At 65.4% G+C, this 25,992-nt stretch carries 27 protein-coding genes; 3 read left to right on the top strand and 24 right to left on the bottom strand.

Features of this window, described 5'->3' with window-relative positions; all coding sequences use genetic code 11:
• Positions 1-84: 84 nt before the first annotated feature.
• Together SGRAN_RS03320 and SGRAN_RS03325 are read left to right on the top strand one after the other, a co-directional pair.
• A complete protein-coding gene (locus SGRAN_RS03320; RefSeq protein ID WP_021690794.1) occupies positions 85-870 on the top strand; it encodes a type IV toxin-antitoxin system AbiEi family antitoxin in 786 nt (261 codons plus the stop codon).
• 4 nt (positions 871-874) lie between these two features.
• Entirely contained in the window at positions 875-1,795 is a 921-nt protein-coding gene (locus SGRAN_RS03325; protein WP_013846841.1) for a nucleotidyl transferase AbiEii/AbiGii toxin family protein, read from the top strand.
• A gap of 213 nt (positions 1,796-2,008) precedes the next feature.
• On the opposite strand, the gene SGRAN_RS03330 is transcribed toward SGRAN_RS03325, so the two are convergent.
• Positions 2,009-2,362 carry a hypothetical protein gene (locus SGRAN_RS03330; RefSeq protein WP_013846840.1) on the bottom strand — a complete coding sequence of 118 codons (354 nt, stop codon included), beginning with the start codon at positions 2,360-2,362 and terminating at the stop codon, positions 2,009-2,011.
• Between the two features lie 597 nt (positions 2,363-2,959).
• Between SGRAN_RS03330 and SGRAN_RS03335 the strand changes: the two genes are divergently transcribed.
• Positions 2,960-3,409 (top strand): hypothetical protein, encoded by a 450-nt coding sequence (locus tag SGRAN_RS03335; RefSeq protein WP_013846839.1) that lies wholly within the window; start codon positions 2,960-2,962, stop codon positions 3,407-3,409.
• Here the strand turns inward: SGRAN_RS03335 and SGRAN_RS03340 are convergent.
• The 23 genes from SGRAN_RS03340 to SGRAN_RS03450 form a co-directional block, all read right to left on the bottom strand.
• Positions 3,406-7,176 carry a conjugal transfer protein TraG N-terminal domain-containing protein gene (locus SGRAN_RS03340; RefSeq protein ID WP_062066084.1) on the bottom strand — a complete coding sequence of 1,257 codons (3,771 nt, stop codon included), beginning with the start codon at positions 7,174-7,176 and terminating at the stop codon, positions 3,406-3,408. The genes SGRAN_RS03335 and SGRAN_RS03340 overlap by 4 nt on opposite strands.
• A 14-nt stretch (positions 7,177-7,190) precedes the next feature.
• Entirely contained in the window at positions 7,191-8,615 is a 1,425-nt protein-coding gene (locus SGRAN_RS03345) for a conjugal transfer protein TraH (protein ID WP_062066081.1), read from the bottom strand.
• 45 nt (positions 8,616-8,660) lie between these two features.
• Positions 8,661-9,245: a hypothetical protein gene (locus tag SGRAN_RS03350; RefSeq protein ID WP_062066079.1), complete on the bottom strand. Its 585-nt coding sequence runs from the start codon at positions 9,243-9,245 to the stop codon at positions 8,661-8,663.
• A complete protein-coding gene (locus SGRAN_RS03355) occupies positions 9,242-10,114 on the bottom strand; it encodes a conjugal transfer protein TraF (RefSeq protein WP_062066077.1) in 873 nt (290 codons plus the stop codon). The genes SGRAN_RS03350 and SGRAN_RS03355 overlap by 4 nt, the downstream gene beginning before the upstream one ends.
• Positions 10,111-10,722, bottom strand: a complete 612-nt coding sequence (locus SGRAN_RS03360; RefSeq protein WP_062066075.1) for a S26 family signal peptidase — start codon at positions 10,720-10,722, stop codon at positions 10,111-10,113. The genes SGRAN_RS03355 and SGRAN_RS03360 overlap by 4 nt, the downstream gene beginning before the upstream one ends.
• Positions 10,694-11,575 carry a type-F conjugative transfer system pilin assembly protein TrbC gene (locus SGRAN_RS03365; RefSeq protein ID WP_062066072.1) on the bottom strand — a complete coding sequence of 294 codons (882 nt, stop codon included), beginning with the start codon at positions 11,573-11,575 and terminating at the stop codon, positions 10,694-10,696. Before SGRAN_RS03365 ends, SGRAN_RS03360 begins: the two co-directional genes overlap by 29 nt.
• On the bottom strand, positions 11,547-12,665 hold the full coding sequence (traN, locus tag SGRAN_RS03370; protein WP_148650786.1) for a conjugal transfer protein TraN: 1,119 nt from the start codon (positions 12,663-12,665) through the stop codon (positions 11,547-11,549). Before traN ends, SGRAN_RS03365 begins: the two co-directional genes overlap by 29 nt.
• Positions 12,662-14,599, bottom strand: coding sequence for a hypothetical protein (locus SGRAN_RS03375; protein ID WP_062066070.1), 1,938 nt, complete (start codon positions 14,597-14,599; stop codon positions 12,662-12,664). The genes traN and SGRAN_RS03375 overlap by 4 nt, the downstream gene beginning before the upstream one ends.
• 319 nt (positions 14,600-14,918) lie before the next feature.
• Positions 14,919-15,935, bottom strand: coding sequence for a TraU family protein (locus SGRAN_RS03380; protein WP_062066068.1), 1,017 nt, complete (start codon positions 15,933-15,935; stop codon positions 14,919-14,921).
• Positions 15,932-16,591, bottom strand: a complete 660-nt coding sequence (locus tag SGRAN_RS03385; RefSeq protein WP_062066066.1) for a hypothetical protein — start codon at positions 16,589-16,591, stop codon at positions 15,932-15,934. The genes SGRAN_RS03380 and SGRAN_RS03385 overlap by 4 nt, the downstream gene beginning before the upstream one ends.
• Positions 16,581-16,817, bottom strand: a complete 237-nt coding sequence (locus SGRAN_RS03390) for a hypothetical protein (protein ID WP_062066063.1) — start codon at positions 16,815-16,817, stop codon at positions 16,581-16,583. The genes SGRAN_RS03385 and SGRAN_RS03390 overlap by 11 nt, the downstream gene beginning before the upstream one ends.
• Positions 16,814-17,323 (bottom strand): hypothetical protein, encoded by a 510-nt coding sequence (locus tag SGRAN_RS03395; RefSeq protein ID WP_062066061.1) that lies wholly within the window; start codon positions 17,321-17,323, stop codon positions 16,814-16,816. The genes SGRAN_RS03390 and SGRAN_RS03395 overlap by 4 nt, the downstream gene beginning before the upstream one ends.
• The gene (locus SGRAN_RS03400; protein WP_062066059.1) at positions 17,320-17,730 is read right to left on the bottom strand and encodes a hypothetical protein; all 411 of its coding nucleotides are present in this window, start codon (positions 17,728-17,730) and stop codon (positions 17,320-17,322) included. Before SGRAN_RS03400 ends, SGRAN_RS03395 begins: the two co-directional genes overlap by 4 nt.
• The gene (locus tag SGRAN_RS03405; RefSeq protein WP_013846825.1) at positions 17,727-18,053 is read right to left on the bottom strand and encodes a hypothetical protein; all 327 of its coding nucleotides are present in this window, start codon (positions 18,051-18,053) and stop codon (positions 17,727-17,729) included. The genes SGRAN_RS03400 and SGRAN_RS03405 overlap by 4 nt, the downstream gene beginning before the upstream one ends.
• Positions 18,050-20,566: a TraC family protein gene (locus tag SGRAN_RS03410; protein ID WP_062066057.1), complete on the bottom strand. Its 2,517-nt coding sequence runs from the start codon at positions 20,564-20,566 to the stop codon at positions 18,050-18,052. The genes SGRAN_RS03405 and SGRAN_RS03410 overlap by 4 nt, the downstream gene beginning before the upstream one ends.
• On the bottom strand, positions 20,563-21,165 hold the full coding sequence (locus tag SGRAN_RS03415; protein ID WP_062066055.1) for a TraV family lipoprotein: 603 nt from the start codon (positions 21,163-21,165) through the stop codon (positions 20,563-20,565). Before SGRAN_RS03415 ends, SGRAN_RS03410 begins: the two co-directional genes overlap by 4 nt.
• A 35-nt stretch (positions 21,166-21,200) precedes the next feature.
• On the bottom strand, positions 21,201-22,514 hold the full coding sequence (locus SGRAN_RS03420) for a TraB/VirB10 family protein (RefSeq protein WP_062066053.1): 1,314 nt from the start codon (positions 22,512-22,514) through the stop codon (positions 21,201-21,203).
• Positions 22,511-23,269 carry a type-F conjugative transfer system secretin TraK gene (locus tag SGRAN_RS03425; protein ID WP_062066050.1) on the bottom strand — a complete coding sequence of 253 codons (759 nt, stop codon included), beginning with the start codon at positions 23,267-23,269 and terminating at the stop codon, positions 22,511-22,513. The genes SGRAN_RS03420 and SGRAN_RS03425 overlap by 4 nt, the downstream gene beginning before the upstream one ends.
• Positions 23,253-23,891: a TraE/TraK family type IV conjugative transfer system protein gene (locus SGRAN_RS03430; RefSeq protein ID WP_148650787.1), complete on the bottom strand. Its 639-nt coding sequence runs from the start codon at positions 23,889-23,891 to the stop codon at positions 23,253-23,255. The genes SGRAN_RS03425 and SGRAN_RS03430 overlap by 17 nt, the downstream gene beginning before the upstream one ends.
• An 8-nt stretch (positions 23,892-23,899) precedes the next feature.
• Entirely contained in the window at positions 23,900-24,166 is a 267-nt protein-coding gene (locus tag SGRAN_RS03435) for a type IV conjugative transfer system protein TraL (protein ID WP_013846819.1), read from the bottom strand.
• 136 nt (positions 24,167-24,302) lie between these two features.
• On the bottom strand, positions 24,303-24,620 hold the full coding sequence (locus SGRAN_RS22775) for a hypothetical protein (RefSeq protein ID WP_188073445.1): 318 nt from the start codon (positions 24,618-24,620) through the stop codon (positions 24,303-24,305).
• Positions 24,621-24,816: 196 nt separating this feature from the next.
• Positions 24,817-25,599 carry a DsbC family protein gene (locus SGRAN_RS03445; RefSeq protein WP_062066044.1) on the bottom strand — a complete coding sequence of 261 codons (783 nt, stop codon included), beginning with the start codon at positions 25,597-25,599 and terminating at the stop codon, positions 24,817-24,819.
• Complete coding sequence (locus tag SGRAN_RS03450) at positions 25,586-25,891, bottom strand: hypothetical protein (protein ID WP_062066041.1); 306 nt, start codon at positions 25,889-25,891, stop codon at positions 25,586-25,588. Before SGRAN_RS03450 ends, SGRAN_RS03445 begins: the two co-directional genes overlap by 14 nt.
• Between the last annotated feature and the right edge of the window lie 101 nt (positions 25,892-25,992).

The following is a 25,992-nucleotide window of genomic DNA, read 5'->3' on the forward strand; positions in this document are numbered from 1 at the left end:
GCTCTGATAATGCCAAGCAAGGCTTAGCTAATTTCGAAATTAATAAACTCGACAGTAGTTTCCCAATCTGTCAAAATGCATAGCATGGCTTCGCAAACATTAGGAAAATTAAACCGGCTGCAACGGGATCTCCCAGAGAGCCTGCTGGTCGACGCGGCATGGATGGAAGCCCATGGTTACTCATCATCGCTGCGGAGCCAATATGTTCGCGCGGGATGGCTCGATAGCCCGACCCGGCGCGTCTATCGCCGCTCGCGTGGACCGCTCACCTGGGAACAGGCCGTTATCTCACTGCAATCCCTGTTGGACCTGCCTTTGACAGTTGGCGGGCGCACAGCGCTCGAACAGCAGGGCTACGCTCATTATCTCTCCATAACGGTGCGCGAAGTCCATCTCTATGGGCCAAGCCGGCCGCCGACATGGCTCGACAGCCTGCCACTCGATGTCTCGTTCCGCTGGCATAACAGCCTCCGGCTGTTTCCAGTCGACGGCGAGATTCCTCCCGAGCCTGCGCCCCGGATGTCCAGCACCGCCGGCACGACCTTGCCGATCCGCTGTTCGAGCAAGGAACGCGCCGTTCTCGAACTGCTCGATGAGCTTCCCCATGAGAGCTTCCATCAGGTCGACATGCTGATGGAAGGAATGAGCGACCTCAGCCCACGTCGCCTTCAGACACTTCTTGAGGCGTGCGCGAGCGTAAAAGTGAAGCGTCTCTTCCTCTTCTTCGCGGATCGCCATGGCCATGCCTGGCGTTCGAAGCTCGATGTTTCCCGCCTGGATCTCGGATCGGGCAAACGCGTCCTGGTCAAAGGAGGGAAGCTCGACCGGCGCTACAACATCACCGTGCCCTCCGACCTGGCGGGAGAATAGCTGTATGGCGTTTCTCGACGGCTACCGGAGACAGGTCGCTCTTCTTCTGCGTGTTATGCCTCACGTCGCGAAGGAGGATATCTTCGCGCTGAAAGGCGGAACAGCGATCAATCTGTTCGTGCGTGACCTGCCGCGACTTTCGGTGGACATCGACCTCACCTATCTGCCGATCGAGGACCGCGCGACCTCGCTCGCCACGATCGATGCGGCGATGCTGCGGATCAAGGAACGCATCGAGGAAGGACTGGTCGGAGCCAGGATTCATGCGTCGCGTTCCGCTGACGAAAAAATCGTCACCAAGCTCATCGTTCGTGCGGATGATGTGCAGATCAAGATCGAGGTCACGCCAGTGTTGCGCGGGACGGTCTATGATCCCGTCGTTATGGGTGTCGTTCCCGCAGTCGAGGACGCCTTTGGTTTTGCTGAGATTCAGGTGGTGTCCTTCGCCGATCTCTATGCGGGAAAAATCGTGGCGGCGCTCGACCGGCAGCACCCTCGCGACCTCTTCGACGTCCGCGACTTGCTGGCGAACGAAGGCGTCACAGACGATTTGCGACGTGCATTTCTCGTCTACCTCGCCAGCCATAATCGCCCGATGGCCGAGGTTCTCGCTCCCGCCCGTAAACCGCTCGCCGAGGAGTTCGAGCGCGGTTTCGTCGGAATGACTCACCAGCCGATCACTCTGGCGGAACTGGAATCAGCGCGTGAAGACATCATCGCGTGCATGGTTGCCGGGATGCCTGACACTCATCGGCAATTCCTTGTCGGCTTCAAGCGTGGTGAACCGGACTGGGCGCTTGCGGGCATTGATGAGGCGAGGCGACTGCCCGCGGTTTTGTGGAAGCAACGTAACCTGGACCGGTTGGACCCTGGCAAGAGGCAGGAGCTTGTTGCCGCGTTGGAGAAGCAATTGCTGCCGGGATAGGTCAGGCGCCCCTCCGACGCCTGCAGGTCAGCCTGTTTGCGGCGAGCAGCGCGGAAGGGTGGTGGTTAGGTGAAGTGCGGGAGCAGCGAGGAAAGGGTGGAGGTGATGGGAGAGGGAGCCGCTCGCGTTTGGGACCAGCAGGTACATTGAAGGCTTACGGTTCGACATGGATTTTGGCGGAATGGCCGGGCAATGTCTTTCCGCCAGCGCTGGCTATATTCTTGGTGATGCAGGCGCGCGAACATAGCGCACAGCGTGGTCGAGGCGCTCCGCCGCGTCGGCCTCGCTGATGCGGAGGCGGCGTGCGATCTGGCCAACGGTAAAGCCGTCATTGCGATGAAGGAACAAGGCCCGCATGGTCAGGTGCGGTAGATCGGTAAAAACAGAATCCCATACCTCGCCTTCTTCCCCCATCTTGCCCGACGACCCCATGACCCTCTCAATCACATCGTGGAGATCGGCAGCAGCGGGTTCCTGCAAGGCGTATAGGATCGCCAAGGACTGCTCCATCATTTCCAGCGCTTGTTCTTTTAATTCGTCGTTGCCCGGCTCGTTACCGCTCCCCATGCTCTCACCTCCTTCTTAGTTGCAGAGGAGCATGACAGAAATCGCGGGATTTTCATCAACAACAACCCCCAACTTGGATATTGTTGTGCGCTGGCTCTTTGCGCGAAGGTGCCATGCGCTATTTTATGGTTTCCGAGCCGTTAGCCGGACTTCAGATTTTGAAAACATCATGACTGCCAGCCTTACAGGTCGCGCCGCCGCTCGCATCAGCGGAGGTGCCGAGAAGGGGGTTGCCCGGGGATGGAGATGCTCGAGATATGGAAAATGCACGGTCTCGTGCCGACCTTGTAAGTCATATGCCCAGCAGAAGCGGCTGAGACGCAGTCCGTGTTGGACACCGCAAAAGCTGTCCCAACCGCGACATTTACCGGAACTGGCAAGAACGACCGTCATGCATTGACATTGGTGACGGTTATTGCGGCGGCGCCAATACCCTCTCTCTGGAATTGACGCCGCCACATCGATCCCTGTTCGCAAAGATGGGTCAATGCCGATAGATTAGAAGCGTTGTTCCCAATCGGTTTCCAGATCGAGCCGATTCACAAATGATGGAACACCGACAGAATTCTGCTATAGTCCTCCAGTGAGGATATAGCGATGAACAACGCCGCCCATATTCAAGCGCCCGAACCGGCATCGCCTCGGCTGAAACCGGCCGATTGGCTTTGGCGTCCGTGGTACGCGAAGCTGTGGTGGTCGGCAATTCCGGTCTGGTGGATCGGCATGGCTGCATCGACCAGGATCGCGCCGCTTGAGGCGTTCTACGACAGCGCGGCGGCCGGTTTTCTCAACGTCCTGTTCTTCCCGATGATGGCGCTTATGGTGCTCGGAATCGGCTATGCACAGCATTGGCTCGCGCAGTTTCCAAAGCAGGGTGACGGAACTTCGCTGTCCGATGAAACGGTAGCTAGAATCGCCGATGTATGGGAGGAGCATGATCGGGCAATGGAGGATCTCCATGCCAGCTCCGATATTCTCGATCCGAGGTCTGGTGCATTGTGGATCGGAAATCCTTTGAGCTCTCACTGGCCTCACAAACGACTTTAACGCTTCTTGAAGCTACTGTCCCCGTCGCCGGGGCTGTTATCGAGATCGGTCGAGAACCGACCACTTTTCAGGACGGAATTCTGTTCGATTGAGGTGAGCGGACCGGTGATATCGAACGTAGCTCGCCCGGAATCCGCATCCTGCAGGTAGCGATTGCGCATCCCGTTCGGGCCAAGAATGCGTTCCGATAGTTCGCGCGAGAAGGCCGCTTCCGGGCTGCCGGAGCGGGCAGCCGCCCGTTCAGCCGCTGCTATTGCATTGCGGACGTCGTAGTTCACGATATCAATCGCTGACTGCGCCGTCTCGCTCGTGGTGCCAACGTCACGGCTCTCAAACCCAAGACTCCCACCGACACGCCCCGATGTGGAGCGTCCCTTTTGGGTGATCGGGCTTTGGTTCGATTGTTGCCCTTTGCCGCTAGGTTGTCCGCGACCGCCCGTCGCTTCCGACTCATTGGCACTGATAGTGCCGCCAACATGAGCGCCGATAGTGGTCCCCATCGTGGTCTGGTCCTGCGCGGATCGTGAGAGCCCGCGCTGCCATCCGGTCTGCGCGATGATCGCCTGGACGTCGCGCGTAAGCGTATCGGCCACCTGCGGGTTAAGCCGCCAGTTGCCATGCCGATCCATCTCGAACCCGCCGCGCAGCCAGTTCTGCATCATCGCCTGGCCCTGTTCGCCGCTGCTGAGGAAGTGTTCAATGGTGTCAGGGCCTGCCTGCTTGCCCGCCTCGAACCGCGTGGAGGTGTCGTTGCGTGCCGATTGCTGGAACCCGACCGAGCTGGAGACGAGAAGATCGTTGTCGGCGAACGAGAACCTTGCCCGCCCGCCATTGGCGACCGCGCCGAGCTGGCTTTCGTTGATGAGCCCGCCACGCCACATCTGCGCCGCCGTCTCCGGGGTAAGATTGAGGCTCAGATCGCCATTCTGCGCCATGGCGATCTCGCGCTTCGACATGTCCACCCCATGATCGGCCAGCAACTTCTGCATGCGGGTCAAGCGCTCATTGTCGATGATCCGCGTCAACCGTTCGTTGCGGGCGCGATCAGCGATGCCTGCCGCGCCGCCTTCGGCCATATCGACCTGATTGCCGGCACCCTGGCTGAGCGTGCGGATGAAGCTGTCGAGATGTGCGGCCTGTCGCACCGACATGCCCGCCGCGGCCGCGCCTTCCGCGAACCCGGCGTTGTCGGCCTGCCGCCGCTGCTCACCGATCCGGGCGGCGGACCGTGTCCCGTCGTGACCGACCTCACGCTGCGCGTCGAGCTTGCCCGACCGTTCGGCAAAATCGAAGCCCGCTGCCTCGCGGGTGCGCCCATAGACGCTGGTGCCCTCGCGCGCGGCCTCGGCGGTCGCACCGTCGGCGGTGCCGACCTGCACGGCGGCATTGTAGGTTTCGAGCGCCCGCATGACCTGCGCTTCATTTCTGCCCGTTGCGCGCGACAGTTGGGAAATGGCGGTGGAGCGAGCCTCTCCGGATAGCGCGTTGATAAAGGCGACGCGTCGGGAGGTTTCCTGAACGGAGAGGCCGAGCATGGAGGAAGCGTTGCGCTGGCCCTCATTGCTGCCGGTCCTATGCGCCTGCTCGGTCGCGACATTGCCGCGCTCGATCCGCCTTACATTGTCGCCAGCAAAATCGCGCCTGCCTTCCATCGCGCCGACCTGGATCTGCGCGCCGGTCAGATCGTTCCTCAGCATCTGCTCCTGGTCGAAGGTATTAGCGATCAGCTTGGCGAAGGTCGGATCGGCCGACGCCTGCGCGATCACCGTCGAGGCTTTGAGCGCGGCATCCTGCTGGTCGTAGCCGCTCCTCTCGAAATGCCGCTGCGCGCCGGACAGCATCATGTCATAGGCGCGGGTATCCCCGAACGCCTTCCACTGGACCATCTTCTGCGCGAAGGCGGCGAAGGCGCGCTCCCCGGACTGTCCCTCGCCAAAATAGCCGGTGCCAAGGCTGCGCAGCGCATCCTTCTCGGCAAAATTATGGATGGCGCTCGTCGTCGCATTGTCGCGCACGGCGCGCACGGTCGCGGGATCGGTGAGGCTGCGGCCGGTGAGGGCAGGGGAGAGGCCGCCCAGTTCGCGCGCCGCATCGAGCTTGCCCAAGCCGAACGCGGCCGTCCCGCTGGCGCCGCCGCCATGTTCGCCGAGCACGCTGCTCGCCGCACCGAACGCCCGATTGGCGCCGAAGGTCGTGCGTTCGCCGAAGTCCCCGAAGTTCGAGGCCGCGCCCCGGCGCGCCATCGTGCCCGCAGCCCCCGCCTGCGCTTCGAGCGCGCCGGCATAGCCTTCGCTGGTGGCAAGCGGCGCTGCCGCCGCCGTGCCCTGGCCCTGCACGCCGAGCGCGCCGGATGTGAACGAGGTGAATACATTGCCGGAGAAGCGGAACACGGTGAACACGAAAGCGCCTGCCAAACCGGCAGATGCGGTGCGGAAACTCCCGAAGATGGCGAGCGCCTTCATCGCGGACGACGGCGCCAGCATCCAGGCATTGGCCGCGACATGGTTGGCGCGCATCTCGGCCAGCACATCGGTCGCGCGGCCGAGCGTCAGCTGATAGATCCCGGCGTCGATCACGCCCCAGAGCGCCACGAACACGAACAGGCCGAGCGCGAAGCTTGCGACGCGCAGGTTGATCGGGGTGAGGATGAACAGCAGCGCGACGGGCATCATGAACAGCATGATCCCGAACACCGTGGCGCGGATCGTCGGCATCCACTCGTTCGCGGTGGACATGGTGGCAAGGCCGGACGAGACGACCGCGCGATTGGCCATGACGCGCGCGGCGGTGGCGGGGCTATCCTCGAACAATACGTCGCCCACCGTGCTGCCGAGCATCACGTTGGTCAGGAATTGCTGGAGCGAGAGCGGCGTATCCATCATCATCTGGCCGAGTTCGCCGATGTTGGACCGGCAGCGCTGAAGCTGGGTCGCATTGCCGATGTCGTAGCCGGTGCGGGTGCAGACCTGCGCGACATAATTGTCGAACAGCGCGGGCTCCGAAAGGCGTGTCGAGATATGCTCCCAGGCCTCATTGCAGCTCACGGTCGTGCCGCCCTTGTCGGTAGCGGTGAACACGGTGCTGAAGGTCGCCGGTCCGGCCATTGCCGCAAAGGCGCCAGGAAGATCGGTCGCCGTGCGGAACAGCTGATCGTCGTCGACCCCATAGGCCGGTGAAACCCGCGCGACCGGATAGCATTGCCGGACATAGTCCTTGATCGTCGCATCGAGGAAGGTGTCGGTCATCGGCCCGCGCGGGGATGCGGCATTGAGGAACAGGTCGAAACTGTGCCCGCCCGCGCCAAATTCCAGCTTGGCATGCGGATCGGTGGTGTTGTCGTCGATCACCTCCGCGAGCGCGCGTTCCATCATGTTGGTCATGCCCGCGACCAGCACGATGAGGTTCGGCACATCGCCGACCGGCTGATAGGCGTTGCGGACGCGGTCATAGACATGGACCGTGCCGGTAGTCGCGACCAGGCCGACGAACAGCCCGACGCCGATCAGCATCTGGAACCCGAAGGTGACGATACCCATGCCTTGCCCGCGGATGCTCGCGAGCAGCACGCCGACCGCGATGCCCACCACCGCGACGATCAGCACCAATGTCTCGTAACGCGAGTCACCGAAGATCATCGAGACGAGGCGGAAGGCATCCACCGTCTCGGCAAAGCCGTCATAGGTGTGGAAACTCGCATCGATCGCCAGGGCGGGACTGGCCGCGAAGAGAGCGATCAGGACCGAGAGAGCGCGAACGAGGCGATGCATGACGCGGCCCTCCGTCAGCGGTTGCGGTTGGCGGCGGCGCCGGCGGCGTCGCGCGCATCGCGGTCGCGCTGGCGCACGACCCCGGCATAGTTGGCCGAGAGGTTCGCCTGGTTGAGAGCGGCCATGTAGGATTGGCGCATCTGCGCGCGCTGGCGCAGCACCTCGTCGCGCAGCCCGCTCAATTGCTCGATGCCCTTGGCGAGGATGCGAGTCTGGCAGATCCTGGCGCTGCCGGCATCGGCCGCACCGGCGGCGGTCACGCCACGTTCGGCATTGGACACGGCAAAATCTATGCTGCGCGTGAGGTCGTTGAGCATCTGGTATGCGAGCGTCAACGCGACCAGTTCGTCGGTATCGCCGATCACGCTCTCGACCAGCCCCTGGCGCACGCCCCATTCCAGAAGACGATAGACGGGGAGGGTGCGCACATTGGCGACGAACTGCCGCTCCTCTGCCGTCAACGCCGCGCGCGTGCGAATCTTGACCGCGATCGACTCCATCCGGCCGCGTGCGAGCACCAGTGCGCCCTTGCCGCTGCCGTCGGTCGAGCAATCGGCCGCGGTCGGCGGCACTGCGATCGCGCGGGTCTGGACCTTGCCGGTCAGGAAATCGTCGACACTCTCGGTGTCCTGCCGTGCGCAGGCGGGGATGGCGGTGAACAGCGGAACCTTGTCCGCCGGGTCCCAGCGCATATAGACGTCGCCAACGCGGGCGCGCATGACGCCGGCCCAGTCGGACGCGCCGACACGCGCGGCGGCGTGGGCTAGCAGCGAGCCGGTCTTGAAGATATCCGTGACTTCCGCCGGGCAGTTTTCCAGCGCGTCGCGCAAATCCTCGGTCGGATTGCCCTGGTTCGCCTGGATCTTCTCGCGGCTCTGCTGATAGCTCTTGGAAAAGCCCTCCCGCACGCTCTTATAGCCGGTCATTTCCTCGATGATGCCCGACATATTGTCATCGCCCTTGGCGATCTGCACCATGCGGTTGGCGAGGCGGCAATCGTTGACCTGGATCGAGTTCAGGAAATTGGTGGCGGCCTCCATCTTCGAGATGATGTTACCCATCTTCTCGTCGAGCGTTTCCAGCAGATACTGGAAAGCGACCGCCGGGGCAGCCTGAAGGATGCTTTCGAGCTTCTGGACGAGATAGTCGGGGTCGAGGAACGACATGCCGCCCAAAAACATATCGATCCCTCCGCAGCCCGCGCGGACCTTGGGCAGCGTGACGCTCATCAGATAGTCGTTATGGACGTCGATCCGGCCCGACATACCGCCCGCGGTGATATAGCCGCGGGTCTGATCCTCGAAAGAGCCCGGGCTGGTGTAGGTCACATTGTCGAACCAGCTCTCGGCCCAGCTTTGCGCGGAAGCCGGGGTGGCAAAGGAAAGGCATGCCAGCAGAGGGAGGGTGAGCAGGGGCAGGCGGCGACGCGGCGAAGTCATGGCAGAGAGCCTTCGATGATGTGGGCGAGGAAGCGGCTCTCCATGTCAGTTCCTCGCCCGGTTGGAGGAGAGACGCGTGGCCGCGGCCACGATCCCGGTGAACTTCGCCATGCCGCGCACGCCGACAGCGGGCTTCACCCCGGTCAGCATCTTGGCGGCGAGGTAGAGATTGCGCGCGAGGTTGGGCTCATGATCGGTGCCGATCGCGACGGGAATGATGCGATTGGAATCGGCGACAGGGCGGACCCAGGCGACGGGATGCCCCACCCAGGGCAGGCCGAGACGCCCGGAGCGCAGCATCGCTTCCTGGCTGCCGATGGTGCGGACTTTCCAGCCATAGCGTTGCCCCAGGGTTCCAAGCCGGGCCCAGAGATCGGCGCAGGGGATGCAACCGGGTGCCGTGCTCATCTCGACGATGAACGCGGGGGGCTGGCCTTTCATGGTTTCGGCGAAGTCGGGCGGCCAGTCGCGGGTCACCGGAACGCGGGCGAGCCACTGGCGCATCTCCGCGTCGGTCGAGATGGGGTGGATTGCCGCGCGCATCGCCTGTTCGCGCGTCGGCGCCTGCGCGTGAGTGGGCGCACTGGCCATGACCAGCGCCACAAACAGGATGGCGACGAAGCGGATCATGGCCGGGGCTCCATCCGAACGTCCACCAGATCGCCGCCCAGCACGCGCGGATCGGTGGCCGACACCGGGCCGTTGGCGAGCGCGTCGAAGAAGCCGTCTTCTTCGCCCGCGCCGGTCAGGAACTGTTCGGGCCGGATATCGCCCGCGAGCAGCCGGACCGCCTGGTAGGCCATCTGGATGAGGTTGGGATAGGCCTCGACCCCGCTGGCGATCACCATGCGCTGCTGGCTGCCCCGCCGGATCACCATCGTCGTGGGCGTGACCTCGACCCCGAAACGCTGCGCGAGTTCGGGCTTGCGGTCGATGTCCTGCAGCGTGACCTGCCAGCCCATCTCGTCCTGGAAGCGCTGGACGATCGGCCACTGGACGCGGCAGTAGCCGCAGGTCGAGCGCGAGAACATGACGAGCGCAAACTCGTTGGCGCGGCTGCGCAGATACTGCCGCCGGACCTGATCCTTCTGCGCGGAAAGCTGATCGCGCGCCTCGCCGACCATCGGGTTCGCCGATTTAGCGTTGAGTTCGGGATTTTGCAGCATGGCGATCTGGGTGACGCCGGCGAAGGCGCGGGCCTTGCGCCGGGCGAAGTCCTGCAGGCGCCAGAAATCGCTCACCGCATCGACCGTCAGCACGGTCGCCGCGTAATCCCGTTGTTCCTCGATCAGCTTCCTGATCTTCGGCGGCGTCCAGGTCGCCAGCTCGACCATCGGCGGGATCGCGGGCTTTTTGAGCGCGTCGGGATCGGGTTCATCGTCGGCGGGTTTGGGCGGCGCCTGATACCACCAGTAGCCGGTGCGCTGATCGCCGGTCTGCGCATGGACAGGCAGGATCGGCAGGAGCACCGCCACGATGAGGAGGGCGACGCGGATCACAGCAGCTTCTCCATGCGCTTCAGCCGCTCGATTGCGACCGGGCCGTAGTAGCGGCTGTCGAACCCGCTGGCGTGCGACGAGCCGACATAGATCATGCCCGCCGGGATCGTCGGATAGAACGGCCGCCAGTGCTCGAGCTTCTGGCCGTTATGCCCATAGGGCTTGCTGATCCCGAGCAGCTTGCCGTTGCAGAAGTACCAGCCATCCCATTCGCCGGGATGGATGGGCCCAGATGCAGACGACGGCTTCTCGATCCAGTCGATGCGGTCGCCCGGCAGGCACAGCGCCATCTTGGTGACATCGACCGGCTTGGGACCGGCGAGCGGATGCGACAGGGTAAACGATACGAAGTCGCCGCGGTTGATCGGCCCTGGCGCCTTGCGGACGAGCCAGGCGTCGATCGACGGGCTCATCACGATGGTCGCCTGGGGAATGGCCCACCAGGCCAGTAGGCCGACCGGCAGGACGATCCCGAACGCCTTCCATAGCTGTTTGGGCCGGGGTGGCTGGCCGAGGCCGGAACTGCCGAGCGCGACCGCGGCCTTGAGCGGCAGCAGCTTCAGTTCGGCCCAGCCGGATCTAGCGGCCCTGAAGGCGAGTCTGAGCATCGCGGACCTCCTGCTTGCCGCCGAGGCGGGCATATTCTTCGAGAAGTCCGGAAAGCGCCGCGTCGCCGTAGATGACATGCGCGGCGCGCGGGGCATCATCCTCGCGCTCGCAATAGGGGAGCGCCGGATCGCCCGGCACCATGGCGAGCGCGGGCACGCGGGTGACGCCCTGCTGGCGGAAAATCAGCGGATCGACGATCAGCTGCACGTCGCGCATCGCGCAGGCCGGGCCTTCGCATCCGGGATCATGGCGCAGGATTTCCGCCGAGAGTTTCGCCATCGGCGCGACCCTGGTGAGACCGCCGGGCATTCCCCGGAACGCCAGCACGCCGCCAACCCGTTCGAGTTGCCCGGCATAGGTGCGCAATGTCGTCACCGGCATCGAGGACGAGACGAACAAGACGGGCACCCAGCCTTTGGCATCCAGTGGCGTGGTCGCGCCCGCCACCGCCGCCATGTCGGGCGCATCGAGACCGAGTGCCTGGCCGAGCCGTTTGGCCATGGCGTCGCGCTCGGCGGCCATCGCTTGCTTGCCCTTGTCGAGCGCGGTGCGCGCCCGCGCGTCCATCGCCGGCGACGGGGCGCGTTTGCGCAGCCCCTCGAAGGCGCGGCGGCGGCTCTCTTCGGACGGGGTTGGCAGCGCCGTCGGGCCACGCGCTTCCGCTTCGGCCTTGCGCGCGGCCGTGGCGCGTTCGAGCCGGTCCATCGCCGCGCCGCCTTGCTCTTGCGCGTGTTCCCTGGCGTTCACCGGCGGCGCGGCGTCCTGCGCGTGGGACGGCGCGGAAGTGGAAAGCAGCAGGGCGAGCGCGGTGAGGACGCGCGCGTTACTGGCCGATAACCCGCATATACGCATCGATCTTGTCCTTCATGTCGATCTGGATGTCGGCCTGGGCGCGGGCCTCGATCTCGGAATAATATTCGGAAAGGTCCATTTTGGAGAAATCCAGCGCCTGGAACTCTTCGGGGGTGAAGCCGCGGCAGTAGGGGTTCTTCGGCGTGCCCCAGCCAAGCCTATTGAAGCTCTTGAGCTGCGGGCGGCCCTGCTCCTGGATGATGCGGCCCAATTTGGTGTTGAAGCAGCAGTGGCCCTTCGACTTCTGCACGCAGATGCCGAGGATCTTGGAAGAGCAGTAGGTGCCGACCTCATGGCACATGCCCGAGCCCCGGAGCATGCCCACTTCCATGTCCTGGCTGTCACAGCCGGACAGGAGGAAATCCATCATGAAGTTGATCGCGAGACTGATGGCTATCGAGGTCGGATCGATCCCGGCGATGATCGCGTTCGCGCCCGAGCTTGCGGCCTGGCCGGCGGTCGCGCCCGCCTTGAACGCGCCGTAGGCGGCCTTCATGCCGGTGAACACGCCCTTGGCCACCGCGATCTTGGTGCCGATCGACGAAATGGACGAGCCCATGCCGTCCTTGACGATTTTCCCCTTGTCCTTGCAGCAATTGGAGAAGGTGGTCTTGAGGCCCGCCGGGCGGCAGCGCACCGCGCGTCCCGCGAATATCTCGATATTGCCGAGGCAATGCCCTTCGGCGTCGACTTCGCCATCAGCAGGCGCGCCGGGATCGTCGACGATGGGATCGTCCTCAATTCCGGCACCATCGCTGCCGGTGCAGGCATTGGGCGAGCACATCGGCGTGCCGCCGCCGACCGGCGTCAGGCATGGGTGCTGGCTGCCGAGCGGGCAGCTATAGGCGCCCTCGGCATCGGCTACGCACATCGTCTGCTGCATCGGACAGAGCCAGGCATCATCCGCCATGATGGTGCAGTTCGCGACCTCGCCGGGATCACCGGCATCGCCATTGCCGTTGAGATCGACCGCGCAGACTGGGAGTGTTTGCGCCTGTGCCGGGGTGACGTGCGCCGCGAGCAGGAAGCCGGACAGGCCGAGCGCGAACAACGCCGCGCGCTTCGGCCAGGAAAGGCGGCGCCCGATCATCGCACTTCTCCCGTGCAGACCATGTCGGCCCCGCCGAGGCGGACGGTCTGCATCATCACTACCGCTTCGGGAAAATCGTCGAGGCAGCCGCAGGGCGAGACGATCTCCTCGCCCGGACCCACAGGGCAGACATCGCCGCCGCTTGCCGCCGTGCAGGCATGGTAGAAGGTGTCCCACCCGACAGGCGCATTCTGTTTGGCGCCGACCACCCCGTCGATCGCCGCCGCCGTGTTGCGCGCGGGCGCGCGGGTCTTGCAGACCGGCTCGCAGGCCGGAACCGAACCGCGATCGGGCAGCGCGAACGAGCGCGACGAGGTGGAGTAGCCGCCGTCGGCTGTCCTGACGCGGTCGGCCAGCATCGTCTCGGTCGAATGGTCGATGATCCAGGCGCCGCGGCCCAGATCCGGTTCCGGCATCGATCCGGTATCGACGGTGCAGCGGTAGCGCCGTTGCCGCTCGAACCATGGCCGCGCGAGACGGAGCGAACAGGCGCCGCTCTCGAACAGGCGCGTCTGCGGCAAGGGCGTGAGCCCGGTTCCGACGCCGCTGCGGAACGTGTCCACGCCATCGACGTTCTCGTCATGGAGCGCGCAATTGGCGTCGCCGGCATAGCCCGAACAGAGATCGATGATGCGCTCGCTCACATCGCAGGCGGTGTCGGCCTGGATTTCAACGACGACATAGCCCCAGTTGCCGCCGCCACCGCCGCGCACCCGCGCCGACACGGTGGCGGCGCCGGCCTTCAACTGGGTGGTGATGTCGATCGGCGCATGGTTGTACCAGGCGCTGCCGCTGATCCGGCAATCGCCCGACGGGATGCCGTCGTGCATCCACACGCGCTTGCCCGCATAGCCGACCGCGACGCCGTTGACGCGGGCCTGCACCCAGTCGTCGGCGCCCATTTCGACGATGCGCGCGGAGGTGATCCGCTCCGGCGCTTGCGTGCTGAAGATGGCGGAATAGACCGGCGGATTGCTGCCGCAGGCGCCTGCGCCGCGGATCTGGTAGCGGCGGCAGCCATCGCCGCAACTCCAGCTCGACGTGATGCCGCCGCTCGCTGAGACGATGTCGTCGAACTGCCAGGGCTTGATACTGATCTCCCGCGTGATCGTGCAGGACCGGATCTGATCGGCCTTGCCGACCCCGGCGGGCGATGCTTTCAGCGCCTGAAAAATGCTGTTCGATGCGGCGACGCTCGCGGCATCGCCCTGGATCGTAGCGGGACTGGCGCGATAGGCCGTCTGCGGGAGCGCGGGGTCGGGCGAGCAGGCCGTGCTTTGCGCGCCGGTATAGCGGATGGCCGGGCCGTCGATCACCGCCTGCGCGACGCCGACGCGTGGATCGGCGGTGGTGAGCGCACCGATCACGCCGCCGCCCAGGTCCTTCAGCACCGAGGCCATATTGCCCCAGACAAGATTGCTGCCGCAGCTATTGTTGACACAGTAGCAGCCGGCGAGATCGGTCAGCTCGACTTGCGCGAGCTTGAGATCGCCGCCAGACGCGACGTCCCATTTGAAGCTCTTGCACTGGTTCCAGGTGCCGGGCTGACAGGAGACCACGCCATTGGCGCAAATGCCCGATACCGGCACCGGCAGGGTCAATGTCTGGTCGACCGTGCCGTCGAGATCCTTGTCGCGCGATATCCGCAGCGTGCCGATATCGCCGGTCGCCGCCGGCTGCGCGATCAGCTCGAGCAGCGTTGCGGTCTTCTGGCAGGCGATGTTGGGGTTGAACGTCTGGCTGTTGTCGACCGTCGAGATCGGCTGTCCGGCAAGACCCGGCGTCAGGTAATTCTGCTGGATCGCATCGCTGTCCGAGGTCTTCGCGCGGGATACTTCGGCGGCGGCGCGGGCGCGGTCCTCGACCGTCTGCGCCGAAACAGGAGACGCCATCAGCGCGGTGGCTGCGAGGAGGAATATGCCGCGCCTCACCATGGCGTCCTCGCGCGGGTGGTCCGCGAGCCATAGGCAAAGCGCAGCACGTCTCCCGCCCGGAACGCGGCGGAACCGGGCGAGAGTACCTTAAAGACGGCCTGTCCCTCAAAAATGGTCAGCGCGGCCGCCACCGGGGACACGGCGGGAGGGGGTATTGCCGGCCCCGGCGGGGGGCTTTCGGCCGCGCTGACCGAGGGGGGAGCGGCGGCGGAAAGGGACACCGCCGCTCCTTCCGCGCGCCCGCTCACGGTGGGGAGCGTTCCGTGACGAGCGGGGCAGCTACCCGTGCGTGGCGCACGGTTTGGGGGAAGCGATCGGCTCACGGCGTGGAAATCCCCGCGCAGCAAATCGCCTTTTCGAACAACATGAATTGGGCGTTGTCCTTTCCGGGCGCGTGCTTGCCGGAAGTCCAGAGCGCGCCGGGGCGGCCGATATTGACGCATTTCCCGCCCTTGACGGGCTCCATGATCTGCATCTTGTAGCGGCTCTTGGTCCAGATCGGCTGCGGCTTGAACGAGCAGCCGTCCGCCGAGTGGATCGTGAGGGCGCCCAAACGCCCCATTATGAAGGTCGAGCGTGCGGCGAGCCCGGCCCAGGCTTCGACCCGGTCGCCCATGTGGATGTCCCCGGCCACCGGATAGGTCGCGCCCCAGGACCCCATGCACCAGAATAAAGGGTCAATCGTCTTGCCCGCGGCGGCCGCGGCACTGTCGGCCATGCAGGCAAGCCCGGCGGCGGGATTGCCGAACAATATGCCTTCAGGCTGGATGATCGCGCCGAGCGTTCCCGACTGCCAGGTGGGCAGGACCTCGGTGATCATCGCGACGTCGAAGCCGTCATCCTCGATACAGGGCAGGTCGGTGAACATGTCGAGCATCTTCCAGACCGGCGAGATATAATAGTGTGCTTGGGCGAACAGCTTGGTGGTGTTGGTGCCATCTGAGATCGACGACTGGCTGCCCTGCAGCTTGCCGCCCGTCGGCATGAGATCGACGCCGAGCGCCATCATGCAGCCCGGCTCGGTCACGACGTCGACCATGCGGTTGGGCGACCAGAAGCTGACCTTGACCCCGAACCAGAAGGTCGCGCCCTTGCGGCACGCGCACAGGGGTTTGGACGCCGACTGCGCGTCGAGTTCCTTGTCGAGCTTGTCGTAGGAGCCGACCCGAACCCCGCCGATGGTGATCGGGAAGATGCAGTTCCAGCGGACCTTCGTGATCGGATTGAAGACGGTGCCCGCCTCGCATTTCGAAGCGTGCGCAGGCGCGGCGGGCGCGAGCAGCGCCAATGCGAGGGCGGCTGCGGTGGCGCGGAGGGTGGATGCGATGCGGCTCATGGGTTTGGCCTGCCCTTGGGTTCGAGACGAATTTCGCGAAGCTCGAGGCGCTGGCCGACCTGCCGGACGATGACCGGCGCGACCGTGAGACCGAGGCGGTCCTTCACCCGCTCTTCGAGCACGAACAGCGCGCGGCCGTGGCGTTCGCCGAGCGATAGCGCATCGTCCTTGGGGGCGCCGCCTCCCGTCAGGATGATCCAGTCGGTGAGCGCGGCGGTCTTCAGCGCCCAGCCCAGATCGCGGGGATGCACGACCACCAGTTTCTGCGGCAGCGACACATAGGTCAGCGGGTTGAAGGTGAAGCCGGCCGGATAGAGCAGCTTGCCGTCCGGCAGCCGGATTTCCCGATCGAGCGTGTAGAACGGCACAACGCTGCGAACTTGTGTCTGGCGCGCGACGCCGAGCATCGCGCCCTTCAATGCGCTCCAGCCCGAACGTGGTCCGAACTTTTCCGCCATATTGGGCGGCTGCTTTGCGGCGCGCGCCTCGATCTCGGCCATCGCGTCGAGCTCGGCGACTGGCCAGGTGCGCCCGATGGTCGATGTCTCGGCGTGGGCCACGCCCGCGACGATCAGCGCGCCGGCCAGACACCCGGTGATGAGCGCCGACTGGATGGCGACGACATGCCAGCCCTGGGGAACACGTCTATCGGCCACGGCGGCGCTCCCTCCAGGGAACGGCAGGTGTGCGGCTCTCGCCGCAGACCGCGCAGATGAACGCGGTGACGCCCAGGAACAGGGTGAGCCAGATCAACGCCTGGCCGCCGCCGAGATCGGGAGCCGACCAAAGCACCAGCGAGGACTGGAGTATCAACAGCAGATGCGTGCCGACCAGCAGGCGAATGGATGACGGACAAGGCGCGCCGGAGAAGATGCCGTTCATCGGCCCCACCTTTCGGCATGTCGGGCGAGGGCATTTGCCATCCTCGACGCGCGGTACAGGAACCACAGCCCTCCAAGCACAAGCGCGATCGGCGTCAGGACAAGAATGGCCGCCCGCATGAACAGGGGCATTTCCGGGACGAGCAGGAACAGGCCGACGATGATCGAGGCCGCCATCGCTTCGAGGCCCATGATCTGCCGAAAGCGCAGAGCCGCGATCCTCTCGTCCCGACCGGACGTATATTCCATGGCAAGCGCGGCGCGGGCCATGATCAGGAGCGCGGCTTCATTCGAGCGATGCAGGCGTTCGACGTAGGCTTCCTGCGTTTCGCCCGGCAGGTGCGGCGCCATCCCTGGACGGATCAAAAGATCCTCCGGCCGTTTTCCGGGACGAGGAGGGATTTCGTCGATCCCGCCGTCGATCTGCCGGGCAAGCCAGCGGATCATGTCGCCGACCAGCGGGCGGATCGACGACGGGTCGGGCGAGCCGGAGAAGCTGCCGTTCATGCCCATCTCCGTGCCCTCCGCGCGACCAGCCAATTCGGGATGCTGTCGATGATGCGGGCGATGCCGATCGCCAGCGCGGCGCCGGCAAGTCCGGCACAGGCGATCAGCCCGGCCATAAGCGGCACTGGCACGCTGTCCGCGGCCCCGCACAAGCCAAGACCAGCGGAGGCCAGGGCAGCGATGACCGGCCCGGTGAAGGTCAGCAGCAGGCTGCGCCGCCGCCAGCGCTGGCGTTCCATTCCAAGGATGGTCCATTGCGCGTCGCGAACGGACGCGAGGAACCGGACCCGGTCGCCCAGTTCCCACTGGCAGCGGACCAGATAGTCGTAAAGGGATTCGTCGGGCCTGCGCACGACGAGGGTCAGGCGCTCATTGCCGCCACTGGGCGGGAGCATATCCAGCATCATCTTTTCCTCCTGAGTTTTGCGAGCAGACGGCCCGCGGCCCCGGTCAGGCCGATGAGGATGAGCCCGGTCAGGAAACAGCCGCCCCCGACGATTGCCGCGCCGCGAAGAACGATGCCGGCGGGCTGTTCGAGCACCAGCCCGGCCGCGAGCACGAGCGATGCGATCATCACGGACTCGATGACCACCAGGCGGAAGCGCCAGCGCAATGCGTCGGCTTCCGCCCGTGCGGCGACGCGCGCCTCGATGATCCGCTCGATATCCTCATCCGGGCTCTCCACGAGCCGGAGCGGCAACTGGTCCGGAGAGGGGGAGCGCCGCGTCATGACAGCGCACTCCGCTTCAGCGGCGCGACGTCAGCGAAGGACGTGCCGATTATCCCGGCGGGGTCGACCCCGGCGAGGTCGCACACCGCCTCGAGGGGCGAGCGTCCGGCGCGGACCAGCGCCTCGAACGCGGCCACGTCTTCGGGCGCGGAGGTGTTGATCCAATAGCTGAACGGGTCGACGACGAGCCGGGCGATGCCGAGGCCGAGCGGGCTGTCGATGAAGACTTCCGAATAATTCGGCTTGTTGTTGCGGACCGATTTCAGGAGGTCGAGGATGAAACCCGAATAGTCGAGGATCTTGTTTTCGACCGCCTTGTCATAGGTCGATCCTTGCAGGAGGAAGCGCGTCGCGGCATTTTCCAGGATCACCTGTCCCGTGCCGCCGAACAGCAGCAGATCGTTCATGCTCTGGAGAATGATGCCGAAGCTGCCGCGATATTTGCGGGCGCGGCGATAGCCCTGGCTGATCGCTTCGGCGAGGCGGGACAGGTCCTGGCCCTCTTCGCGGGTCATGAACTGCGCGGCTTCGTCGCACAGCACGAAGCGAGGGCGATCGCGGGCGGACAGGTAGAGTTCCTGCGTTACCGCGTTGATCACCACCATGACGACCACGTTGAACAGGTCGGGCATGGCCTTCAGGCGCTCGAGTTCGAGCACCACGAATTCATCGTTCGAGATGTCGAAAGTGGACGGCCCGTTGAAATAGTGGCCGTAAGCGCCGTCCGACCCGAAATCACGCAGGTTGAAGGCCAATTCGCGCGCCGTGGGCACCAGGTGGTCGACCCGGTCGAGATCGGAGACGGTGTTGGCCGGATAGGAGCCGAGCCATTCGCGCACCGCATCGATGCCCGCTTCCGCGCGGCCGCTCTCGATCGCCCATTGCACGGCGGACTTGAGCAGGTTCCATTCGGACGTCGTGACGGGCTTGCGCGTCCCGGCGTTGGCCATCTCCGCGACGATCGACACCGCCATCGAGATCGCGGACTCGCGATCGTCGCCGTCGAGAGCCAGCCCCAGGTCGAAGGGATTGAGGACGAGGTGCTCTTCGCCGAGATCGATGTAACGGCCCGAGCAGAGCGTGCAGAGCTTCCTGTAGCTGCCGCCGATATCGACGATGCGGATGAGGGCGTTTTGCGCGAAATATTGCTGGCACAGGTTATTGAGCAGGAAGCTCTTGCCCGCGCCCGATTCCGCTGAGACGATAAAATTGTAGTTGTTGATGCGCGGATCGAAGAGGTCGAGCGTGATGAGCTGTCCCTTGCGCCCTGTATAGAGCAGCGCCGGCCGCCCGCCGCCCCGGAAATCGGTCTGGATCGGCGACATCAGCACGCCCGCGCGCACCGGCACGCGGAAATCGCGCTGGAGCATGCCGATCGTGCGGCGTTCGGGGTACAGGCCGAAGGGCAGGCTTGCCGCCAGCAGGATCGGATTGAGGTAGCTTTCCTCCTGGACCATCCAGGGCAGCGGCTCGCTCTCCCACAGCCGCTTGGCGCGGGCCGCCATCTCGCGGGCCTGGTGCCGGTCGCGGCCGAACACCCACATGGTCGGGATCACCGAGACGAACCGGGTGTTTCCGGCCTCGTCCAGGATCCAGCCTATCTCTTCGATCTGCTTGCCGACTTCGACCGCGAAGCTGCCTGCCGCCTTCTGCGCCGAGAGAATCTGCGCGCGCTTGTGGATTTCGAAGGCCGAGTGATCGAAAAGGACATTGAGCGTATAGAGGAACGGCCCGCCGATCTGGTCGCTGTCCTCGGCCGACCCGCGCATGCCGCCGGTCAGGCGATTGGCGCGTTCAGCCGTGATCCGGCGCGGCGGCGACTTGGGCGTCAGGCAGCGCGCCACCTGGTTGCCCAGATACACTTCCGGTCCGTCGAAGCGGAGCGCGGGCCCGGCATCGATGATCTGGCGGCGCAGCGGCACATCGGCGGTCTGGGTGAAGACGCCGGGCGCGGGCGCATGGACGCCGTTGAATATGCGGCGATAGAGCGAGATGATCTCGCTCGGCGCCATCGGGCGGATGCCGAGCTTGGCGAGCTGCTCCTCGATCTGGCGCTTGAGGTCGCTGTCCATCGGCGCGCGCGTCTTGACCGACAGGAAGGTGCGGAAATCGCGGATGGGAATGCCATGCAGGGCTTTCAGGCCCATGGTGCCGGCGCGCAGATAGTCGAAGGTGCGCCGCGCCGAGGCCTGGATCAGCGGATCGGGCCGGGTCTTGAGGTCGAGGAAGGCATCCAGCGCATCGTCGATCAGCGGGTCGGCGAAACTCTGAAGCTGGAGGATCGTGCCTTCGGGAAAATTGACGTTGAGCAGCCCCAGCAGCGCCTCATGGACATGCGCGAACATGTAGGGGGAGGGGACCAGTTCCCAGCTATACCCCCAGCCATCGTCGATGGTGAGGAAGGCCTGTTCTTCCTCGACCCAGGCGGCGAGCGGCAGGAAATCGGAATAGCTGTCGCGCTCGACGCTGCGGCGCAGCCGCGCCAGCGTCATGCCCGATTGATAGCTGGTCATGGCCGTGGCCCCGCATCGTTCGGCCCGTCGTCCGGGCGGTCCCGGACCTGTTCGAGCACGTTCGCGCGGGACGCGGGCGAAACCGGGGCGACGAGATAGTCGCCGACGACCCATTGCGGGCGCTCGACCAGCGAATAGACATAGCGCGGCATGTAGAGCCGGTCGGGCCGCTGGCGGTCGGCATAGGGCAGGATCAGCGTGCGGACCGAACGCGAGGGCTTGAGCATCGGCGTGACCGGCTGCTCGATCAGCCCCTGAAGCTCGCGATAGACGCTGTCGCGATAGCCGGCGAAGGCGCCCGATGCCGCTCTGCCCGAGCCTGATCCGCCCGAACCGCGCGCAGGCTTGCTGTCCCTGATCAGTTTCCTGTCCCTGGTGACCGCCGGATCGGACTTCGACGCGACGCCCGCAACGGCATCGGCATAGGCCTTCTCAGGGTGGATGCACTGGCCGTGATCGTTATTTTTGCAACTGAACTTCTCGCTATAGGGCGACATGACCGAACCCAGCGTCGCGCAGCCGCTCAGCATGAAGGCGGCGCAGACCGGAAGAAGCGGGGAGAGGGCGCGCGATCGGCGCGCGGGCGATAGAGGCCGCATGGGCGATACTCCCTGTTGGATGAGAGGCCGGCGCATCAGAACTTGCTTCCGGCGGTCGGCTTGATTTCGAGGGTGACGCCCTCCTGGATCACGACCACGACGTCCTTCGCCGCGCCGACCTCGACGATCGGCCCCGCCTGGCGCGCGAGATCTAGATAGAAATCGGTGAGCTTCTCGGACGATCGCGACAGGCCGCCGGCGATGCCGGCCTTGGCGGCGTCGCCCGCATCGAGCGTGCGCACCGAACCCAGCGCCGAGGTCGAGACGTCGCCGATCGTGTTCTGGACGGTATCGGCGACCCCGGTGATGGTCCCGGCGATGAACGCGCGGGCGAGCGCCGCGCCGGCGCGGGTCACGACCTTGCCGGAGAGGCCCTTCTTGCCGTCGGCGTCGACGAAGAAGCCCTTGATGGGCTGGTCGACGACCGAGCGTTCGTCGAAATCGACGCAGGAGAGACTGACCAACTGGATCTCGACCCGTTCCTTCGCGAGCGACCCGGTGGCGTTGCCGATGACGAAGCAGCCGGCGAGGTTGGCCTTGACGTCATTGGGCAGGACGGCGGGGGCTTGCACCCGCGCGATCAACGGCTCGGGATTGTTGGTCGCATCCCGGCTCGCCAGCGCATCGATCCCGGTGAGGAGCCGCGCCTTCATGAAACCAGGTGGCAAATAGATGGTCCGCGTCTTTTTTTTAGCGGCCTGTGCCCCATCGGCGGCCGCGACCGGACTGGTTGCGGCGCCGATCGCGCCCACGGTCTTCTCGACCGGCGGGGCCGGAGGCGCGGGCGGAGCGGCAGGCGGCGCGGGCGGCTTCGCGACGGACGGATCGATGTCACCGGTCGCGGGCGGTTCGGGAAAATCGGGAACCGCGCCGGGGATCGCCGGAGGCAGATCGCCGTCCAGCGCATGGGGCGGCGTGCCGGAACCGGGTACGACCTTGCCTTCCTCGATGGCGGTGACGCGATCGCCGAGCAATTGCTGGCCGTCGAGGATCTTCTGGAGGTCGCCGCGCAGCTTGACCTCGAGGCTGTCGCCGCGAAGGCCTGCGCCCATGTCGAGCTTCGAGCTGGGCGATGGCGCGGCCTGCTCGGTCTTGTCGCCGCTCGCCGTGTAGAGGCCGAGCCCCAGCACGCCGATCGCACCGGCAACGCCAAGCTGCCTCAACCGCAGCTGCTGACGAGCCGTCAGCGTCTGCCACCGCGTCTTGAGATCGAGCAGCGCGGGGCCACGCGGAGTCTCGCCGGGACGAGGGCGGTCCGCCTGATAGCCGTCGAGGTCGAGTTCCTCCGCGCGATCGTCAGGACCGCGCCCGCGGGGACCGCGACTACCGCGAGAGTCTCCGCCGCTCATTGCCCGGCTCCCCGGCGAACGACGATCAGCCGCGCGGCTTCCCCGGCCTCGATATTGCCCCGGTCGAGCGTGATCGCGAAGATGTTGGCGCCGAGCGCGCCGTCGAGAAAGCCGCGTTCGTCGAGCTGCGCGCCGCCGGCGGCCGAGACCAGATATTCCGATGCCGAGAGCCCGGACCCGTCGATCTCGATGCGCCGCCGTTCCTCCAGCGTGGCGCCCGGCAGTGCCCGGAGCCGGATCGGCCCGGATCGGGGCGCGACGCTGGTGAAGCTCGCCGGGATCCGGTCCTGGAGCATCGAGAGCGTGATCGAGACCGCCCGTTCTTCTTCGACCAGAGGCCCCAGCAATTCCTCATTGGCGCGGGCGCGCTGGGGAGCGCCGGGCTGAAGCATTACCGTCTGCGCCGGAATATCCGACGGCTCGGCATAGAGCGCATAGACCGCGCCGTTGCAGGTGATGAAGAACTCGGACGGCACGGTGACGAAGCTGCGCGTAACCATCCCTGCATCGTCGATTTCGCGAACGAGGAACTTGATCCACGCGTCGGAACCGGCGCGCTCGACGGCGATCGCCTTTTCGGCCGAGAACCTGACGTCCTCGATCTCGCCGCCGGCACAGACGACATGGTTGATGTCGCGATTGGACAGGCGGATCGTGCTGGTCTGATCGGGCAGCGCGGTGACGGTCTGCGCGATTGAGGGCAATGGCGCGGCCAGGAGGGCGAGCGCCAACGCCCGCTTAACGGGGGTTCGCATCGAAATTTTCCTCGGTGAGGGCGGTCAGCCAGAAACGGCCATTGTCGATCACGTAGCGAATCCGCAGATTGCCCCGGAATTTGCGGATCACGCCGCCGATCACGCGGACCTTCTCGACCGGCACGAGTATCTCGGTCCGGGTCCAGGTCACGGGCTGATCGGGACGGATATAGGTCGCGATCGAGAGCGTGGGGTTGTTGGCCAACTCGTCGAGCAGCCGGTTGAGGCTGTCGCGCAGGCTGTTGTAGGTCGAGGGGTGCGTGATGCTGAGCAGTTCCTGGAACTGCCGGTCGGCAGAATAGGCCGAGTAGGTGCCCGAGAGCGACACGACATTGCGGGTCATCGAGCGCAGATAGGCCTCGGACGGCTCGCCGCCCGTGACATAGAGGTCGCCGCCCGCGCCGAAGGGGACGATGACCGTCCGGGTGTTCTGGTTGGAGGTGTAGATCACCATGCCCAGCACCGCCGTGATCCCGAACAGGCCGATGACGGCGAGCTTCAGCAGCCGGTTCTCCTCGAACAGGTTGCTCGCCCCCTGCAGGTAGCGGTGGATGCCATAGCTGCCGGGCCTGCCGATCAGCGGATCGCGTGGGGGTGTGCCGGGGGATTTGCGTCCGAACATGGCCCGCCTCATTCGTAGAACCGGGTCTGGGTCGGACCCGGATAGTTGGACCAGCGGACGAGGCCCCAGCGCCAGGCCATGTGCGGGATGAAGCCGCGCGGCTTGGTGCGGAGCCAGGGTACGAAAAGGAGAAGACCCGCGACGAGCGCCCAACCGAGCATCCCGCCCACGATCACGGCGACGAAGATCACCGTGATCACGAGCACGAACTCGTCCGATCCGAACCACAGGATCTGGACGGGTTTGTGCAGATATTGGGGTAGCCGCTCGTCCACGAGCCTTCTCCTCCTTGCGTCGTGACCTCCCTGCGAAGCTGGTTGAACTTCGGGGGGTGTCCCGCCAGCGCGCCTCATGCGCCCTGGCCCGTTGAGGTCCGCCGGCCGCGCCCAGGCGCGGCGGCGGACCAATCCGTCAGATGACCATTCCGAATGTCTGGAGGATCGAGTCCGCCTTGATCAGGCAGACGGCCGCCACGATGGTCGGGATGCCGATCATGATGTTCGAGAAGAGCCTGCTCACGCCGAACAGGAAGGCCGCGACGCCGCCGACGAAGCCGAGCGGGCCTTTGACCCCTTGATTGACCACGATATCGTAGATGTCGTAGCCGAGGTCGCCGGCAGCCGGCGCCGAGAAGGCGTGAGCCCCGCCGGCTCCGAGCAGCGCGAGGAGGGTAACGGGAATACCGACATTGGCGATGTCGGCGGTTTGTCTGCGAAGAGTCTTCAACATGCACTTGCTCCAGTGAAGATGGGCCGCTCCGGGGACTGCTTGCCGGCATCGATTGGGATCGCTGTCGGCCGACGGCGAGGCTGGACGGCCCGGTTCGGGTCCCGCCGCCGGCATTGGGATTTGCGCGGCGGCGCCGACCTGCCGGACGGCAGAAGCGATGCGCCGCGCGTTCGCGATGGTGGGGGTCAGGAGGCGATCAGCGGCCGGCATTCGCGAGCGCCTTCTTGCCGTCGAGGAACGCCTCGATCTCGGCCTGCCGGAACCCGGAAATCATCTGTCCGTCCGCGATCAGGGTCGGCGTGCCGGTGATGCCGGTCTTGCCGACGATTCCGGCATGCGCCTCGACCCTGGCCTTGCCCTCCGCGCATGTGCGCAGAGGTGTCGGCGCGGCTCCGGCGTAGATCGCCTTGAACGCCGCTTCCTTGTCCGGCGAGCAAAGGACATGCTCCGCCTTGGCGGCGGCCTCGGCGTGGATGCCGGAGACGAAGAAGATCAGGCGCCGTACCGGCTTGCCTTCAGCGGCCTTCGCGGCCCAGAAACGGTCGAGCGCGCGGCAGTAGGGGCAGTCGGGATCGGTGAATTCGACAACCGTGGGCGCGCCCGCCGGACCGATCGCTAGCGCCTTGTCAATGTCGATCCCGGCGAGTTTCTTCGCTGAAGCGGCGTTCTGCGCCAGCGCGGTAAGGTTCTGGCCGTTGCGGTCGTAGATCTCCGCGAACAGCAGATGCTCGCTGTCAGGCGCATAATAGATGATGCGGCCGCCTGCCGTCGCCTGGTAGATCGGGCCCTTGACGGGCGCCGGCCCGAAATCCTCGAATTGCAGATTGACGAAGGTCTGCCGCAATTCGTTTTCGGCATCGCGCGCCGTGGCCGTAAGCGGGTCGGCGGCTTGCGCGAACGCTGCGCCCTGGGCGGCCAGCAGCAGGGGCAGGGCGGGGACGCTCGCCCCGAGCGAGGCGGCGAACTTACGGATGCGCATGCGAAGTCTCCTGAAGAGTGCTGGCAGGGCGGGAGAGCAGGCGCGCATCGATATGCGTGCCCGAGCCCACCGGGATGTGATTGGCAGTGAAGGATGCGGGCGCCGGCTCCGTCCGGTTCGTCGCGGCGACGCGCAGAACGAACCCATCGACCGTCGCCACCACGATGCGCGGCCGTTCGGCGGTCGGCGTGATACTGGCCTGTCGGCCATGTCCGCCGGGTCCGGCACAGGCTGTCGTCGTGGCGATCAGTGTGCCCAGGGCAGCCGTCATCGCTTTGGCAATCGGCATCATGCACGACTCCATGTTGGCGCCCCGCGCCATGGTTGATGAATATTTACCAGTCCGAAGTATCAGGTCCGATTCGACTTGAATCCTCGGAACCCGATCTGAGT

Source organism: Sphingopyxis granuli (assembly GCF_001559015.1).
GTDB lineage: Bacteria > Pseudomonadota > Alphaproteobacteria > Sphingomonadales > Sphingomonadaceae > Sphingopyxis > Sphingopyxis granuli.